The 13,990-nt window shown below is 71.0% G+C and carries 12 protein-coding genes; 8 read left to right on the top strand and 4 right to left on the bottom strand.

Annotated features, from left to right (window positions below; translation table 11 throughout):
• Position 1 precedes the first annotated feature (1 nt).
• Entirely contained in the window at positions 2-829 is an 828-nt protein-coding gene (locus VO99_RS10690; protein ID WP_046112828.1) for a carbon-nitrogen hydrolase family protein, read from the top strand.
• A 32-nt stretch (positions 830-861) separates the two neighbouring features.
• On the opposite strand, the gene VO99_RS10685 is transcribed toward VO99_RS10690, so the two are convergent.
• Positions 862-2,103 carry an FAD-dependent monooxygenase gene (locus tag VO99_RS10685; protein WP_046112827.1) on the bottom strand — a complete coding sequence of 414 codons (1,242 nt, stop codon included), beginning with the start codon at positions 2,101-2,103 and terminating at the stop codon, positions 862-864.
• A gap of 57 nt (positions 2,104-2,160) precedes the next feature.
• Between VO99_RS10685 and VO99_RS10680 the strand changes: the two genes are divergently transcribed.
• Genes VO99_RS10680 through VO99_RS10660 form a run of 5 tightly spaced genes read left to right on the top strand, consistent with a single transcriptional unit; the run spans position 2,161 to position 8,220 of the window.
• A complete protein-coding gene (locus tag VO99_RS10680) occupies positions 2,161-3,201 on the top strand; it encodes an SPFH domain-containing protein (protein ID WP_046112826.1) in 1,041 nt (346 codons plus the stop codon).
• A gap of 20 nt (positions 3,202-3,221) precedes the next feature.
• Complete coding sequence (locus VO99_RS10675; protein WP_046112825.1) at positions 3,222-4,808, top strand: DUF4178 domain-containing protein; 1,587 nt, start codon at positions 3,222-3,224, stop codon at positions 4,806-4,808.
• 19 nt (positions 4,809-4,827) lie between these two features.
• On the top strand, positions 4,828-5,049 hold the full coding sequence (locus VO99_RS10670; protein ID WP_198156923.1) for a DUF350 domain-containing protein: 222 nt from the start codon (positions 4,828-4,830) through the stop codon (positions 5,047-5,049).
• Positions 5,050-5,056: 7 nt separating this feature from the next.
• Entirely contained in the window at positions 5,057-6,628 is a 1,572-nt protein-coding gene (locus VO99_RS10665) for a polyamine aminopropyltransferase (RefSeq protein WP_046112823.1), read from the top strand.
• Entirely contained in the window at positions 6,604-8,220 is a 1,617-nt protein-coding gene (locus tag VO99_RS10660; RefSeq protein ID WP_198156916.1) for an FAD-dependent oxidoreductase, read from the top strand. Before VO99_RS10665 ends, VO99_RS10660 begins: the two co-directional genes overlap by 25 nt.
• Here VO99_RS10660 and VO99_RS10655 read toward each other — a convergent pair.
• From VO99_RS10655 to speD, 3 genes are all read right to left on the bottom strand, one after another.
• Positions 8,213-9,652, bottom strand: a complete 1,440-nt coding sequence (locus VO99_RS10655; protein WP_083440514.1) for a sensor domain-containing diguanylate cyclase — start codon at positions 9,650-9,652, stop codon at positions 8,213-8,215. The two genes, VO99_RS10660 and VO99_RS10655, sit on opposite strands and share 8 nt — an antisense overlap.
• Before the next feature lie 93 nt (positions 9,653-9,745).
• Positions 9,746-10,447, bottom strand: a complete 702-nt coding sequence (murU, locus tag VO99_RS10650) for an N-acetylmuramate alpha-1-phosphate uridylyltransferase MurU (protein WP_046112821.1) — start codon at positions 10,445-10,447, stop codon at positions 9,746-9,748.
• Positions 10,444-10,815: an adenosylmethionine decarboxylase gene (speD, locus tag VO99_RS10645; RefSeq protein WP_046112820.1), complete on the bottom strand. Its 372-nt coding sequence runs from the start codon at positions 10,813-10,815 to the stop codon at positions 10,444-10,446. The genes murU and speD overlap by 4 nt, the downstream gene beginning before the upstream one ends.
• 78 nt (positions 10,816-10,893) lie before the next feature.
• Between speD and tkt the strand changes: the two genes are divergently transcribed.
• The gene (gene tkt / locus VO99_RS10640; RefSeq protein WP_046112819.1) at positions 10,894-12,936 is read left to right on the top strand and encodes a transketolase; all 2,043 of its coding nucleotides are present in this window, start codon (positions 10,894-10,896) and stop codon (positions 12,934-12,936) included.
• Positions 12,937-12,987: 51 nt separating this feature from the next.
• Positions 12,988-13,989, top strand: a complete 1,002-nt coding sequence (gap, locus tag VO99_RS10635) for a type I glyceraldehyde-3-phosphate dehydrogenase (RefSeq protein WP_046112818.1) — start codon at positions 12,988-12,990, stop codon at positions 13,987-13,989.
• Position 13,990: the final 1 nt, after the last annotated feature.

Here is a 13,990-nt window from a genome sequence, read left to right as displayed (position 1 = left end):
CATGAAGATCGCCGCCCTGCAGATGGTGTCCACGCCGGATGTGGACCGCAACCTGGAAGCCGCCGCCCGGCTGATGGCGCAGGCCGCGCGGCAGGGCGCAGCGCTGGTGGCGCTGCCGGAATACTTCTGCCTGATGGGCCGGCGCGACACCGACAAGCTGGCCCATGCGGAGCCGCTTGGTGAGGGGCCGATACAGCGCTTCCTGGCCGGCGCGGCGCGCGAGCACCAGCTGCTGGTGATCGGCGGCACGCTGCCCCTGGCCACGCCCGATCCCGCCCGCGTGCGCAACAGCTGCTGCGTCTACGGCCCGCAGGGCGAACTGCTGGCGCGCTACGACAAGCTGCACCTCTTCCGCTATGACAACGGCAGCGAGCGCTACGACGAAGCCGCGGTGCTGGAGCCCGGCGACGCACCGGTGGTGGCCGATCTGCCCGCGCCCGGCGGCGGCCTGCTGCGCGCCGGCCTGTCCATCTGCTACGACCTGCGCTTCCCTGAGCTGTACCGGACGATGAGCTTCCAGCCCGGCGCCGCGCCCTGCGACCTGATGAGCGTGCCCTCGGCCTTCACCTACACCACCGGCCGCGCGCACTGGGAGCTGCTGCTGCGCGCCCGCGCCATCGAGAACCAGTGCTACGTCATCGCGCCGGCGCAGGGCGGCGTGCACGAGAACGGCCGCCGCACCTGGGGCCACAGCATGGTGGTCGACCCCTGGGGCGAGGTGCTCGCCGTGCAGCCCGAAGGCGAGGGCGTGGTGATGGCCGAGCTGGACCCGGCGCGGCTGGCGGCAGTGCGGCAGCAGCTGCCGGCGTTGGGGCATCGGCGGCTGTAGCCACCAGGCCCGGGCGTCGCGCCGCTGGCGGCCTACCGGCTGCCGAACATCATCTGCCGCGCCAGCGCTTTCTTCGCCGGGCCCAGCTTGTCCAGCACGGCCAGCCCCAGGCCGCGGGCGGCGGCCATGCCGGGCCAGGTCCAGGTGAAGCTGCGGGCCAGGAAGTCGGTGGCGGCGATCATCGTCCAGCGGTCCAGGCCGCGCTGCCATTCCACCTTGCGCAGCGCGCCGTCGATGTCGACATGGCTGTGCGCCAGCCGCGCGGCCTCGCAGGCATGGCGCAGGGCCTGCGCCAGCGCATAGGCATCGCGCAGGCCCAGGTTCAGGCCCTGGCCGGCCACGGGGTGCAGCGTCTGCGCGGCATTGCCGATGCGGATCTGCCGGCCGCGCACCAGCGTGCGCTCGGCGGCCAGGCCCAGCGCGAAGTGCTTCAGCGGCGACACCGCCACCAGCCGGCCCACGTCGGGCGGGAAGATGGTGTTGAGCACCGCCAGCCGCTGGGTGTCGTCCAGGTCCTTCACCGGGTCGTCGTCGGCCGGCACGCACCACACCAGCGCCGCGCGGGCCTGGCCGTCCCCGCCTGTCGGCAGCGGCAGCAGGGCCGCGGGGCCATGGCGCGTGAAGCGCTCCACTGCCATGCCGGGCCGGCCGCCCTGCAGCGTGACGGTGCCGACCCAGGCGGTCTGCCGGTAGTCGTGCGACAGCCGCTGTCCGCGTTCCGCCGGCAGCGCCATGCGCTCGGCGAACACGCCGCCTTCGGCCACGATGGCCAGGTCGAAGGTGTCGGCCACGCCGGCGTCGATCTCCACGCCGCCGGGCACGTCCTTGATGGCGGCCACCGGCATGCCGAAGCGGGTGTGCAGCCGCTGCGGCGCCAGCGCCACCTCGGCTTCCCAGCGGCGCTGCAGCGGGGCCACCAGCGCGCCGTACGGCAGCACCGCACCCAGCATCGGCACGCCCTGCTCGGCGGCGGTCAGGCGCACCTGCGGCAGCAGCTTCCGCGAAGGCAGCGTGGGCGGCTGCTGCGACACATGCACCTCGGTGATCGGCTGCGCGCGGCCGCCTTCCCACGCGCCCAGCCGCTGCAGCAGGTGCACGCTGCCCAGCGACAGCGCCAGCGTGCGTGGGTCGGCCGAAACGTCGCGGTCGGTCGGCCGCGCATCGAACAGCGAGACCTGCGCGCCAGGCAGGTTGCGGGCGGCCAGCAGGGCCAGCGCCAGCCCGGCAGGGCCCGCGCCGACGATGGCCAGGTGGAGGGAAGGTGGGGTGGTCACGCCGCGTATTATTCGCCGCGACCCGGGCAGCCGCCCCGGGCAACCAGGAGCGTCACCATGGCCTTGATGGACTTCATCAAGAAGCAGTTCATCGACATCATCGAATGGACCGAGCAGCGCGATGGGGTGCTGGCCTGGCGTTACCCGATGGCCGACCGCGAGATCCAGAACGGCGCCTCGCTCACGGTGCGCGAATCGCAGCTGGCGATGTTCGTCGACCAGGGCCAGGTGGCCGACGTGTTCGGCCCCGGCATGCACCGGCTGACCACGCAGACGCTGCCGGTGCTCACCTACCTGAAGAACTGGGACAAGCTGTTCCAGAGCCCGTTCAAGAGCGACGTGTACTTCTTCGCCACGCGGCAGCAGATCGATCGGCGCTGGGGCACCAGCCAGCCGGTGACCATCCGCGACAAGGACTTCGGCGCCGTGCGCCTGCGTGCCTTCGGCAACTACGCCTACCGCATCGTCGATCCGAAGCTGTTCCATACGCAGGTCTCGGGCACGCGGGAGACCTACACGGTGGACGACCTGGACGGCCAGCTGCGGGGCCTGATGCTGCAGCACATCAGCGACGCTGTGGCTGGCAGCGGCATTCCCTTCCTCGACCTGGCGGCCAACCAGGTGGAGTTCGCGGCCCAGCTGCGCGAAGCCACCGGGCCGGCCTTCGCGGCCCTGGGCCTGGCGCTGGAAAGCGTGACGGTGCAGAACGTGTCGCTGCCCGAAGAGCTGCAGAAGATCCTCGACCAGAAGATCGGCATGGGCATGGTCGGCAACGACATGGGCAGGTTCATGCAGTACCAGACGGCGCAGTCGCTGCCCAAGTTCGCCGAGGGCGCGGCTGCCGGCGGCGGCGTGGTGGGCGACGCGATGGGCCTGGGCGCCGGCGTGGCGCTGGGCCAGGTGATGGCGCAGCAGCTCAACCAGGGCCTGAAGCCCGAGGCGCCCGCCGCCGCGGCGGGGGCGGCCGCGCCCGCCGGCATCGCGCCCGACGAGGTGATGGCCACGCTGGAGAAGCTGGCCGACCTCCACGCCAAGGGCGTGCTCACCGACGACGAGTTCAGCGCCAAGAAGTCGGAGCTGCTGAAGAAGCTGGTGTGACCGCAGGGCGCTGAACCCCGGTGACACCCCCTTCGCAACGCGCCTGGCGCGCGGCCTGCCCGAACTGCGGTGCGCCGGTCGATTTCCAGTCGGCGGCCTCGGCCAGCGCGGTCTGCAGCTACTGCCGCAGCACCTTGGTGCGCGAAGGCGATGCGCTGCGCCGCATCGGCCAGAGCGCCGAGCTGTTCGACGACCATTCGCCGCTGCAGCTGGGCGTGGCCGGCCGGCTGCAGGGCGAGCCCTTCACGCTCGTGGGCCGGCTGCAGATGGCCTATGCCGGCGGCAGCTGGAACGAGTGGCATGCGCTGTTCGACAACGGCCGTTCGGGCTGGTTGAGCGAGGACAACGGCGGCTACGTCGTCGCCTTCGATGCACCGCCGCCGGCCGACGCGCCGGCGCCTGCGCAGCTGCGGCCCGGCGAGCGCCGCAGCATCGGCGGCCAGGCCTGGGAAGTGGCGTCGGTGCAGCAGGCCACGCTGCAGGCCGCCGAGGGCGAGCTGCCGCAGCCGCCGGCGCTGGGCGCCGCGTTCACCGTGGCCGACCTGCGCAACGCGCGCGACGAGGTGGCCACGCTGGACGACATCGCCGCGCCGCGGCGGGGCTGGTCGATCGGCCGGCCGGTGCGGCTGGCCGAGCTGTCCCTCACCGGCTTGTCGGAAGCCAGCGAGAAGACGCTGCGTGGCCGCAGCTTCGAGTGCCCAAACTGCGGCGCGCCGCTGCAGCCGCGGCTGGACAGCACGAAAAGCATCGTGTGCGGCCAGTGCCGCGCGGTGGTCGACCTGTCGCAGGGCGTGGGCGCCGACCTGGCGCACTACACGCAGGACAGCCCGGCCGGCCATGCGGCGCCGCAGATTCCGCTGGGCAGCACCGGCACCATCGCGCTGGGCGGCGAGCCGCTGCCCTGGCAGGTGGTGGGCTACGTGGAGCGTGCCGAGCTGCCCGACGACCCGGAGGACGAGCAGGTCTTCTGGCGCGAATACCTGCTGTACCACCGCACCGCCGGCTTCGCCTTCCTGGTGGATGCGGAAGACGGTTGGAGCTGGGCCCGGCCGATCACCGGCGTGCCTGAGCGCGCGGGCCAGCACGTGAAGTGGCAGGGCGTGCAGTACAAGCCGCTGTACACCTACACCGGCACCGTCACCTGGGTGCTGGGCGAGTTCTACTGGCGGCTGCAGCGCGACGAGCGCACCCGCAACACCGACTACCAGGGCCTGGGTGCCGATGCCCGCAAGCGGCTGAACCGCGAAGCCGCCGGCAACGAGGTCACCTGGTCCGCGGGCCAGGCGCTGGAGGCCGCGACGGTGGCACGCAGCTTCGGCCTGCCCGACGACCGGCTGCCCGGCCTGCAGCGCGACGGTGCGCCGCTGCAGGGCAGCTCCACCGGTGGGCTGCTCAAGCCGCTGCTGATCTTCGGCCTGTTGCTGCTGCTGATCCTGCTGCTGTCGCGCTGCGGCAGCGATGATTGCGACGGGCTGCGCGACACCTTCGGCAGCAACAGCAATGAATACCGCCAGTGCGTGCAGTCGGGCGGCGGCGGCGCGGGCTACGGCCGCGTGGGCGGCGGCTCCTACGGCGGCTTCAGCACCGGCGGCGGCGGGCACAAGTGACCAAGAGGAGAACACGATGATGGGTTTCGAATGGCTGCGGCCGGCGGCGGTGTTCGGTTCGCTGCTGTATGCCTTGATCGGCGTGCTGGTGTTCTGGATCTGCTTCGTCGTCATCGACAAGCTCACGCCCTACGACCTGTGGGCCGAGATCGTCGAGAAGCGCAACACCGCGCTGGCCATCGTGGTGGGTGCCATGTGCATCGCCATCGGGCTGATCGTCTCGGCCGCGGTGCACGGGTAGCGGCGACGTGACCGCATCCGCGGCGCCGGTGGGCGCGGCCCGCATCGCGCCGGCCGAGGTGGCGCTGCTGGCCTCGGTGTTCGTGGTGGCGGCCTGCGGGCTGGTGTATGAGTTGGCCGCCGGCGCGCTGGCCAGCTACCTGCTGGGCGATTCGGTGCTGCAGTTCTCCACCATCATCGGCAGCTACCTGTTCGCCATGGGCATCGGCTCCTGGCTCTCGCGCTTCGTGGAGCGGCAGCTGGTGGCGCAGTTCCTGCGCATCGAGCTGCTGGTGGGCCTGGTAGGCGGGCTGATGCCGGCGGCCCTGTTCATCGCGCACAGCCTGCTGCCGGCCTCGGCGCTGCTGCCGTTCCGCATGCTGCTGTACGGCCTGGTGCTGCTGGTGGGCACGCTGGTGGGGCTGGAGATCCCGCTGGTCATGCGCATCCTCAAGCGGCAGTTCGGCGAGCGTTATGCACTGCGCGAGCTGGTGTCGCAGGTGCTCACCTTCGACTACCTGGGCGCGCTGGTGGTGGCGCTGGCGTTTCCGCTGCTGTTCGTGCCGCAGCTGGGGCTGGTGCGCACGGGCCTCTTCTTCGGGCTGCTGAATGCGGCGGTGGCGGTGTGGGCGCTGTGGCTGTTCCGCGGCGAGCTGCGCCGGCTGCGCGCACATGCGCTGGCCTGTGCCGCGGTGGCCGGCGTGCTGCTGCTGGCCTGGGCGCAGGCCGACCGCATCACCACCTGGGCCGAGGACCGCTTCTACGGCGAAGGCGTGGTGCTGCGCTCCAGCAGCGACTACCAGCGCATCGTCGTCACCTCGGGCGCGGCCGGCGTGCGGCTGTTCCTCAACGGCAACCTGCAGTTCCACTCGCGCGACGAATACCGCTACCACGAGGCCCTGGTGCACCCGGCCATGGCCGCGCACGGCGCGCCGCGGCGGGTGCTGGTGGTGGGCGGCGGCGACGGCATGGCCGTGCGCGAGGTGCTGAAGTACCCCACCGTGCAGCAGGTGACGCTGGTGGAGCTGGACCCGCAGGTCACGCGGCTGTTCGCGCAGCAGCCGCTGCTGCGCCAGCTGAACGCCGACGCACTGCATTCACCGCGGCTGCGCATCGTCAACACCGATGCCTTCGCCTGGCTGGACCGGAGCACCGAGGTGTTCGACGTCATCGTGGTCGACTTTCCCGACCCCACCAACTTCGCGCTCGGCAAGCTCTATACCACCAGCTTCTACCAGCGGGTGGACCAGCACCTGGCCGCCGACGGTTATGCGGTGGTGCAGACCACCAGCCCGCTGGTGGCGCGCCGCAGCTTCTGGACGGTGGCCGCCACCATCGAGGCCACCGGCCTGGCCACCACGCCGTACCACGCGCACGTGCCCAGCTTCGGCGAATGGGGCTTCATCATCGCCAGCCGGCGGCCCTGGCGGCAGCCCGCGGCGCTGCCGGCCGGGCTGCGCTTCCTCACGCTGGAAGGGCTGCCGGCGCTGATGCAGTTTCCGCCCGACATGGCGCGGCTGCCGGCGCAGCCCAACCGGCTTTCCAACCAGCTGCTGGTGCACACCTTCGAGGAAGAATGGGGCCGGGTGCACCAGCCCTGAACCGCCGCGGCTGGCTGCGCGGCGCGGCCTCGGCGGTGGCGATGCCCTGGCTGGCCGGCTGCGGCCGCGGTGCGCAGCCGCAGGCACCGGCCCTGGCCGGCGGCTGGGTGGGCGCCGACCTCCAGCGCGGCCATCGCCTGCGCGACGGCACCATGGCCACCGGCGGACCGCTGCGCCGCACCCAGGTGCTGGTGCTGGGCGGCGGCATCGCCGGACTGGCCACCGCGCGCGCGCTGCTGCAGCGCGGCCTGGCCGACGTGCACCTGCTGGAGCTGGAAGATGACGCCGGCGGCAACAGCCGCGGCCATGTGATGGGCGGCATGGCCTGCCCGCTGGGCGCGCACTACCTGCCGGTGCCCGGGCCCGCGGCGCCGGAGCTGCGCCAGTGGCTGGAAGAACTCGGCCTGGCCCGCCAGCAGGCCGGCCGCACGGTGTACGACGAACGCCACCTGTGCCACAGCCCGCAGGAGCGCCTGTTCATCGACGGCGCCTGGGTGGAGGGCCTGCTGCCGCCGGCCGCGCCCGGCTCGGCCACGCTGGCGCAGTACCGCCATTTCGCCCAGGCGGTGCGACAGGCGCAGCAGGAGGTCGGCTTCGCCATGCCCACGGTGGGCAGCCGGTGGACGTCCGCCCATGCAGCCCTCGATGCACGCAGTTTTGCAGCCTGGCTGGACGAACGCGGCCTGCATGACGAGCGCCTGCGCAGCCACCTGGACTACTGCTGTCGCGACGACTACGGCGCCGGCATCCGCACCGTGTCGGCCTGGGCGGGCCTGCACTACTTCGCCAGCCGCCACGGCTTCCATGCACCGGGCGAGGAATCGGAAGCCGAACCCGTGCTCACCTGGCCCGAAGGCAATGCCTGGCTGGCCCGCCGCCTGGCGCAGCCGCTGGGCGCCGACCGGCTGCACACCGGCTGCCTGGCGCTGCGGGTGGAGGCCGGCCGGCACGAGGTGGCGGTGCAGGCGTGGAACGTCGGGCTCGACCGCCCCGAGCGCTGGGTGGCCCGGCAGGTGGTGATGGCCATGCCGCTGTTCATCGCGCAGCGGCTGCTGGCCACGCCGCCGCCCGCGCTGGCCGAGGCGGCCGCGGCGCTGCGCCATGCCCCGTGGCTGGTGGCCAACCTGCAGCTGCGCGAGCCGCTGCTCGACCGCCTGGGCGCCGCACCGGCCTGGGACAACGTGCTGTACGGCAGCCGTATGCTGGGTTACGTGGATGCGATGCACCAGCAGCTGCGCCCGCATGCCGGCCCCACCGTGCTCACCGCCTACTGGGCCTTGCCGGAGGCGGATCGCGCGGCGCTGCTGTCACGGCCCTGGCAGGCCTGGGCGCAGCAGGTGGTGGACGAACTGGCCACCGTGCACCCCGACCTGCCGGCCAAGCTGCTGCGCGCGGACCTGGTGCGCCACGGCCATGCCATGGCCATTCCAGCGCCGGGCGTGCGCGGCCATCCGGCGCTGCAGGCCCTGGGCGGCCCGCAGCCTGCGGGCGCACGGCTGCACTTCGTGCATGCCGACCTGTCGGGCTATTCGGTGTTCGAGGAGGCCTTCACCCGCGGAACCCGGCTGGGCCGCGCACTGGCCGTCAGCTGAGCTTGGAAAAGCCGCTGCGCCGGTCGAGCTGCCGGTTGGCATAGAACGCGCGCTTGGACTCGTACATCTTCTGGTCGGCCTCGTGGATCAACGCCTCCAGCCGCGCGCCGCTGTGGCCGGTGGCCGCGCCGAGCGAGAGGTGCAGCGGCGCGCTGGCGTGGTACTGGTTGTTCAGCGCCAGCAGGTCGCGCAGCTGCTCCACCACGCGCTGGCCGCCGCGCTCGTCCATGCCCGGCAGCAGCAGCGCGAACTCGTCGCCGCCGATGCGCGAGGCGCTCATCTGGCCTTCCAGCAGCTTGCCCAGCACCTCGCCGGTTCGGCGCAGCAGCGCATCGCCAGCGGCATGGCCGCCGCGGTCGTTGGCGGCCTTCAGGCCGTTCAGGTCCAGCATCACCACGGTGATCGGCCAGGGGCCGCGGCGCTCCAGGCGCTGCAGTTCCTCGATGAAGTAGGAGCGGTTGGACAGGCCTGTGAGCACGTCGTGGCGGCCCAGGTATTCCAGGTAGGCCTCGGCCTTCTTGCGGGCGGTGATGTCGGTCAGCGAGACCAGCACCTGGTCCCAGCGTGCCTCATGGCCGGGCAGCACCGAAAACTGCAGGTACACATGCAGCTTGTCGCCGTTGAGGGCGTAGTTCACCACCTCGCGCTGGTGCGTCAGCCGGCCTTCCCACAGGTCGATCAGCTGCTCGGTGAAGTTGGCGCGCATCTCGCCGCGGAAGACTGAATCCAGCTGCGCGAGCAGCGCCGCCTTGTCGGGCGCCTGGAACATCAGCAGCGTCTGGCGGTTGACGTCCAGCACGCGGATCTCGCGCATGCAGCGGTCGACGAACTCGGGGTGCACGTCGAGGAACACGCGGAAGTCGACGATGCCCTTGGCCCGCACCTCGTCCAGCAGGCGGCGGATGCTGCTGAAGTCTTCCACCCACAGCGACACCGGCGAATGCTCGAACAGCCCGCGGGCGTACTGCTCGCTGGCGCGCAGGGCACGTTCGGCGCGCGCGCGGTCGGTCACGTCGTCGATGGCGATCAGCACGCGGCTCCAGTCGTGCTCATGGCCGGGCAGCACCGTGGCTTCCAGCGTGATGGCCAGGCGGCGGCCGTCCAGGCTGTAGTTCACCGTCTGGCTGCTGAAGTGCAGCCGGCCTTCCCACAGCTGGGCCAGCTCCTCCACATGCTGGTCGAGCATGTCGTCGCGGAACACCTGGTCCAGGTTCTCCACCAGGTGCTCCAGGCTGCGCGCGCCGAACAGCGACAACGTGCGGCGGTTGACCCGCAGCAGCTGGATGCGGCGGGCACATTCGGCCACGCGCTGCGGGTCGGCGCGCAGCCAGCCGCGCAGGTCGGTCACGCCCTCGGCGCGCCAGCCTTCGAACAGCGGCTTCAGGCCCGAGTAATCCTCCAGCCACAAGGACACCGGGGCCAGTTCGAACATCTCCGCATACACGTCGGCCAAGACTGAAGACTCCTGAAGCGCTGGGGCTGAAGCGGCCGATTCTGCAACGGCCGGCGGCCTCCCCGCCCGGGCTCAGCCCAGCGAGGCCAGGCGCTCCGGCGTGCCCACGTCGGTCCAGGGGCCGTGGTACAGCTCGGCCTGCAGGCGCTGGCGGCGGATGGCGTCTTCCAGCAGCGGCCGCAGCGGCAGTCGCCGGCCCACCGGCACGTTGACGAACATCGCCGCGCGGTACAGGCCGATGGACGACCAGGTGTAGCGCGGCTCGCCATCGGCCAGGGCCAGGCCCTGGGGCGACAGCGCGAAGTCGCCTTGCGGATGGTGCGGCGCATTCGGCACCAGCCACAGGTGGGCCAGCGCGGGGCCGGCGGCAAAGCGGGCGGCCGCGTCGGCGCTGAACACGAAGCCCGGCGTGAACACGTCGCCCGACACCACCCAGAACACGTCGTCCGGGCCATCGGCCAGCGTCGGCAGCACCTTGGCGATGCCGCCGGCGGTTTCCAGTGCGCCGCCGTGGTCGCGGCCTTCGAAGCTGTAGCGGATGCGCAGGCCCCAGCGGCTGCCGTCGCCCAGTGCGGCCGGGAACTGCTCCTCCAGCCAGGCGGTGTTGATGACCACGTCCCGCACGCCGTCGCGGGCCAGTGCTTCCAGGTGCCATTCGATGAGCGGCTTGCCACGCACCGGCAGCAGCGGCTTGGGCGTGTGGTCGGTCAGCGGGCGCATGCGCTCGCCGCGGCCGGCAGCCAGGATCAGGGCCTTGGGGGCAGGTGGGTTCATGTGGGCTCGGTCGGCATGCCCCGCAGCAGCTGCTGACGCAGCACCTGCGTGGGCTGGAAGGCATCGAGCAGGCTGTCCAGCAGCCGCTGCGCGCGGGCGGAGTTGTCGCTGCCCAGGTTGCACACGTACACGTCCAGCGTCACCGCGCCCAGCTCGGGCCAGGTGTGCACCGCCACGTGGGATTCGGCCAGCAGCACCATGCCGGTCACGCCCTGCGGCGCAAAGCCGTGGAACAGCTCGCCCACCGCATGCAGCCCGGCGGCCTGCACGGCGCCCAGGCACAGCATGCGCAGGGCCTGGCGGTCGGTCATCGCCGGGGCTGCCGCGGGGCAGCCTTGCAAGTCGGCGGTGAGGTGCAGTCCGTGCATGGCCGGCGATTATGGTGGGGCCCCTGGCCTAAAATCCCGCGCTCAGCACCCCTCCCGCGCCGCGCCCCGGCACACAGCATGAGTTCCACTCCCCCAAGCAATCCCCAGCCCGCCGAAGCCACCATCATGGCCAACGCGGTACGCGCACTGGCCATGGATGCCGTGCAGCAGGCCAATTCCGGGCATCCCGGTGCGCCGATGGGCATGGCAGACATCGCGGTCGCGCTGTGGGGCCGGCACCTGAAGCACAACCCGGCCGATCCGCTGTGGGCCGACCGCGACCGCTTCGTGCTGAGCAACGGCCACGGCTCCATGCTGATCTACGCGCTGCTGCACCTGACCGGCTATGCGCTGCCGCTCGACGAGCTGCGCAAGTTCCGCCAGCTGCACAGCAAGACGCCCGGCCACCCTGAGGTGGACATCACCCCCGGCGTGGAAACCACCACCGGCCCGCTGGGCCAGGGCATCACCAACGCGGTGGGCATGGCGCTGGCTGAGAAGCTGTTGGCGCACGAGTTCAACCGCCCCGGCCATGCGGTGGTCGATCACCACACCTACGTGTTCCTGGGTGACGGCTGCCTGATGGAAGGCATCAGCCACGAGGCCTGCGCGCTGGCCGGCGCCTGGAAGCTGGACAAGCTGATCGCCATCTACGACGACAACGGCATCAGCATCGACGGCCAGGTCACGCCCTGGTTCATCGACGACACCGCCAAGCGCTTCGAGGCTTATGGCTGGTCGGTCATCGGCCCGGTGGACGGCCATGACGCCGACGCCGTGGACGCCGCCATCGCCAAGGCCAGGCAGGGCAGCGGCAAGCCGGTGCTCATCATCGCCAAGACCACCATCGGCAAGGGCTCGCCCAACCGCGCCGGCACCGCGAAGGCGCATGGCGAGGCGCTGGGCGGCGAGGAGATCGCGCTGACGCGCGAAGCGCTGGGCTGGTCGCACGAACCCTTCGTGCTGCCCGACGAGGTGTACACCGCCTGGGACGCGAAGGAAGCCGGCGCCGCCGCGCAGGCTGAATGGACCCAGCGCTTCGAAGCCTACCGCGCCGAGTTCCCCGAGCAGGCCGCCGAGCTGCTGCGCCGCATGCGCGGCGAGCTGCCCGCCACCTTCGCCCAGCATGCAGTGGACGCGATGGTGGCCGCGCACGAGAAGGCCGAGACCGTCGCCTCGCGCAAGGCCAGCCAGCTGGCGCTGGAAGCCTTCACCCGCGCGCTGCCCGAGCTGCTGGGCGGCTCGGCCGACCTCACCGGCTCCAATCTCACCAACACCAGCAGCACGCCGGCGCTGCGCTTCGACGAGCAGGGCACGCCCAACGGCGGGCGCCACATCAACTACGGCGTGCGCGAGTTCGGCATGGCCGCCATCATGAACGGCGTGGCGCTGCACGGCGGCTTCATCCCCTACGGCGGCACCTTCCTCACCTTCAGCGACTACAGCCGCAACGCCATCCGCATGGCCGCGCTGATGAAGCGCCGGGTGATCCACGTGTTCACCCACGACTCCATCGGCCTGGGCGAAGACGGCCCCACCCACCAGAGCGTGGAGCATGCGGCGTCGCTGCGGCTGATCCCGGGCCTGGACGTCTGGCGCCCGGCCGACACCACCGAGACCATCGCCGCCTGGACCATGGCCATCGGCAATGCCAGCCGTCCCAGCGCGTTGCTGCTCAGCCGCCAGAACCTGCCGTACCTGCCCAAGGCGCAGCTCGACGAGATCAGCAAGGGCGCCTACGTGCTGGCCGAGCCCAGCGAGGTGGGCCTGAAGAAGAAGCCGCAGGCCGTGATCCTGGCCACCGGCAGCGAGGTGGGCCTGGCGCTGCATGCGCAGCAGATTCTCGCGGTGCAGGGCATCGCGGTGCGCGTGGTGTCGGTGCCCAGCACCACCGTGTTCGATCGCCAGAGCGTCGCCTACAAGACGCAGGTGCTGCCGAAGAACCTGCCGCGCATCGCGGTGGAGGCCGGCGTCACCGACTTCTGGTGGAAGTACGGCTGCGCCGCCGTGATCGGCCTCGACCGCTACGGCGAAAGCGCCCCGGCCAACGTGCTGTTCAAGGAGTTCGGGTTCACCGCGGACAACGTGGCCGCCACCGTGCGCAAGGTGCTGCGCGGTTGAAGACGTTGCAGTACGAAGTCTTGTTTTTCACCTACCGAGGAGATTGATCCCATGGCTATCAAGATCGGCATCAACGGCTTCGGCCGCATCGGCCGCATGGTGTTCCGCGCCGCAGTGCAGAACTTTGCGGACGACATCGAAGTGGTCGGCATCAACGACCTGCTGGAGCCCGACTACCTGGCCTACATGCTGAAGTACGACAGCGTGCACGGCCGCTTCGAGGGCGATGTCTCGGTCGACGGCAACACGCTGATCGTCAACGGCAAGAAGATCCGCCTGACCGCGGTGAAGGACCCTGCCGAGCTGAAGTGGGACGAGATCGGCGCCGACATCGTGGTCGAGGCCACCGGCCTGTTCCTGACCAAGGAAACCGGCCAGAAGCACATCACTGCCGGTGCCAAGAAGGTGGTGATGTCGGCTCCGTCGAAGGACGACACGCCGATGTTCGTCTACGGCGTGAACGACAAGAGCTACAAGGGCGAGACCATCATCTCGAACGCCTCCTGCACCACCAACTGCCTGGCCCCGGTGGCCAAGGTCCTGAACGACACCTTCGGCATCAAGCGCGGCCTGATGACCACGGTGCATGCCACCACCGCCACGCAGAAGACCGTGGACGGCCCGAGCAACAAGGACTGGCGCGGCGGCCGCGGCATCCTGGAGAACATCATCCCCAGCAGCACCGGCGCGGCCAAGGCGGTGGGCGTGGTGATCCCCGAGCTGAACAAGAAGCTCACCGGCATGTCGTTCCGCGTGCCCACCTCCGACGTGTCGGTGGTGGACCTGACGGTGGAGCTGGAGAAGGAAGCCAGCTATGCCGACATCTGCGCCGCCATGAAGGCCGCCGCAGAGGGCCCGATGAAGGGCGTGCTGGGCTACACCGAGGACAAGGTGGTCTCCACCGACTTCCGCGGCGAGGCGCGCACCTCGGTGTTCGATGCCGAAGCCGGCATCGCGCTGGACAAGACCTTCGTCAAGGTGGTGTCCTGGTACGACAACGAGTGGGGCTACTCGAACAAGGTGCTCGAGATGGTCCGCGTGATCGCCAAGTAGG

It is taken from the genome of Aquincola tertiaricarbonis (assembly GCF_000969605.1).
GTDB lineage: Bacteria > Pseudomonadota > Gammaproteobacteria > Burkholderiales > Burkholderiaceae_C > Aquincola > Aquincola tertiaricarbonis.
This window is presented reverse-complemented; position numbering and strand designations above follow the sequence as displayed.

Bases quoted from the DNA above. Each gene is read 5' to 3' on its own strand.
- VO99_RS10655 (WP_083440514.1), bottom strand. From the start codon at position 9,652: ATGTTCGAACTGGCCCCGGTGTCCTTGTGGCTGGAGGATTACTCGGGC.
- VO99_RS10660 (WP_198156916.1), top strand. From the start codon at position 6,604: ATGGGGCCGGGTGCACCAGCCCTGAACCGCCGCGGCTGGCTGCGCGGC.
- VO99_RS10680 (WP_046112826.1), top strand. From the start codon at position 2,161: ATGGCCTTGATGGACTTCATCAAGAAGCAGTTCATCGACATCATCGAA.
- tkt (WP_046112819.1), top strand. From the start codon at position 10,894: ATGAGTTCCACTCCCCCAAGCAATCCCCAGCCCGCCGAAGCCACCATC.
- speD (WP_046112820.1), bottom strand. From the start codon at position 10,815: ATGCACGGACTGCACCTCACCGCCGACTTGCAAGGCTGCCCCGCGGCA.
- murU (WP_046112821.1), bottom strand. From the start codon at position 10,447: ATGAACCCACCTGCCCCCAAGGCCCTGATCCTGGCTGCCGGCCGCGGC.
- gap (WP_046112818.1), top strand. From the start codon at position 12,988: ATGGCTATCAAGATCGGCATCAACGGCTTCGGCCGCATCGGCCGCATG.
- VO99_RS10690 (WP_046112828.1), top strand. From the start codon at position 2: ATGAAGATCGCCGCCCTGCAGATGGTGTCCACGCCGGATGTGGACCGC.
- VO99_RS10670 (WP_198156923.1), top strand. From the start codon at position 4,828: ATGGGTTTCGAATGGCTGCGGCCGGCGGCGGTGTTCGGTTCGCTGCTG.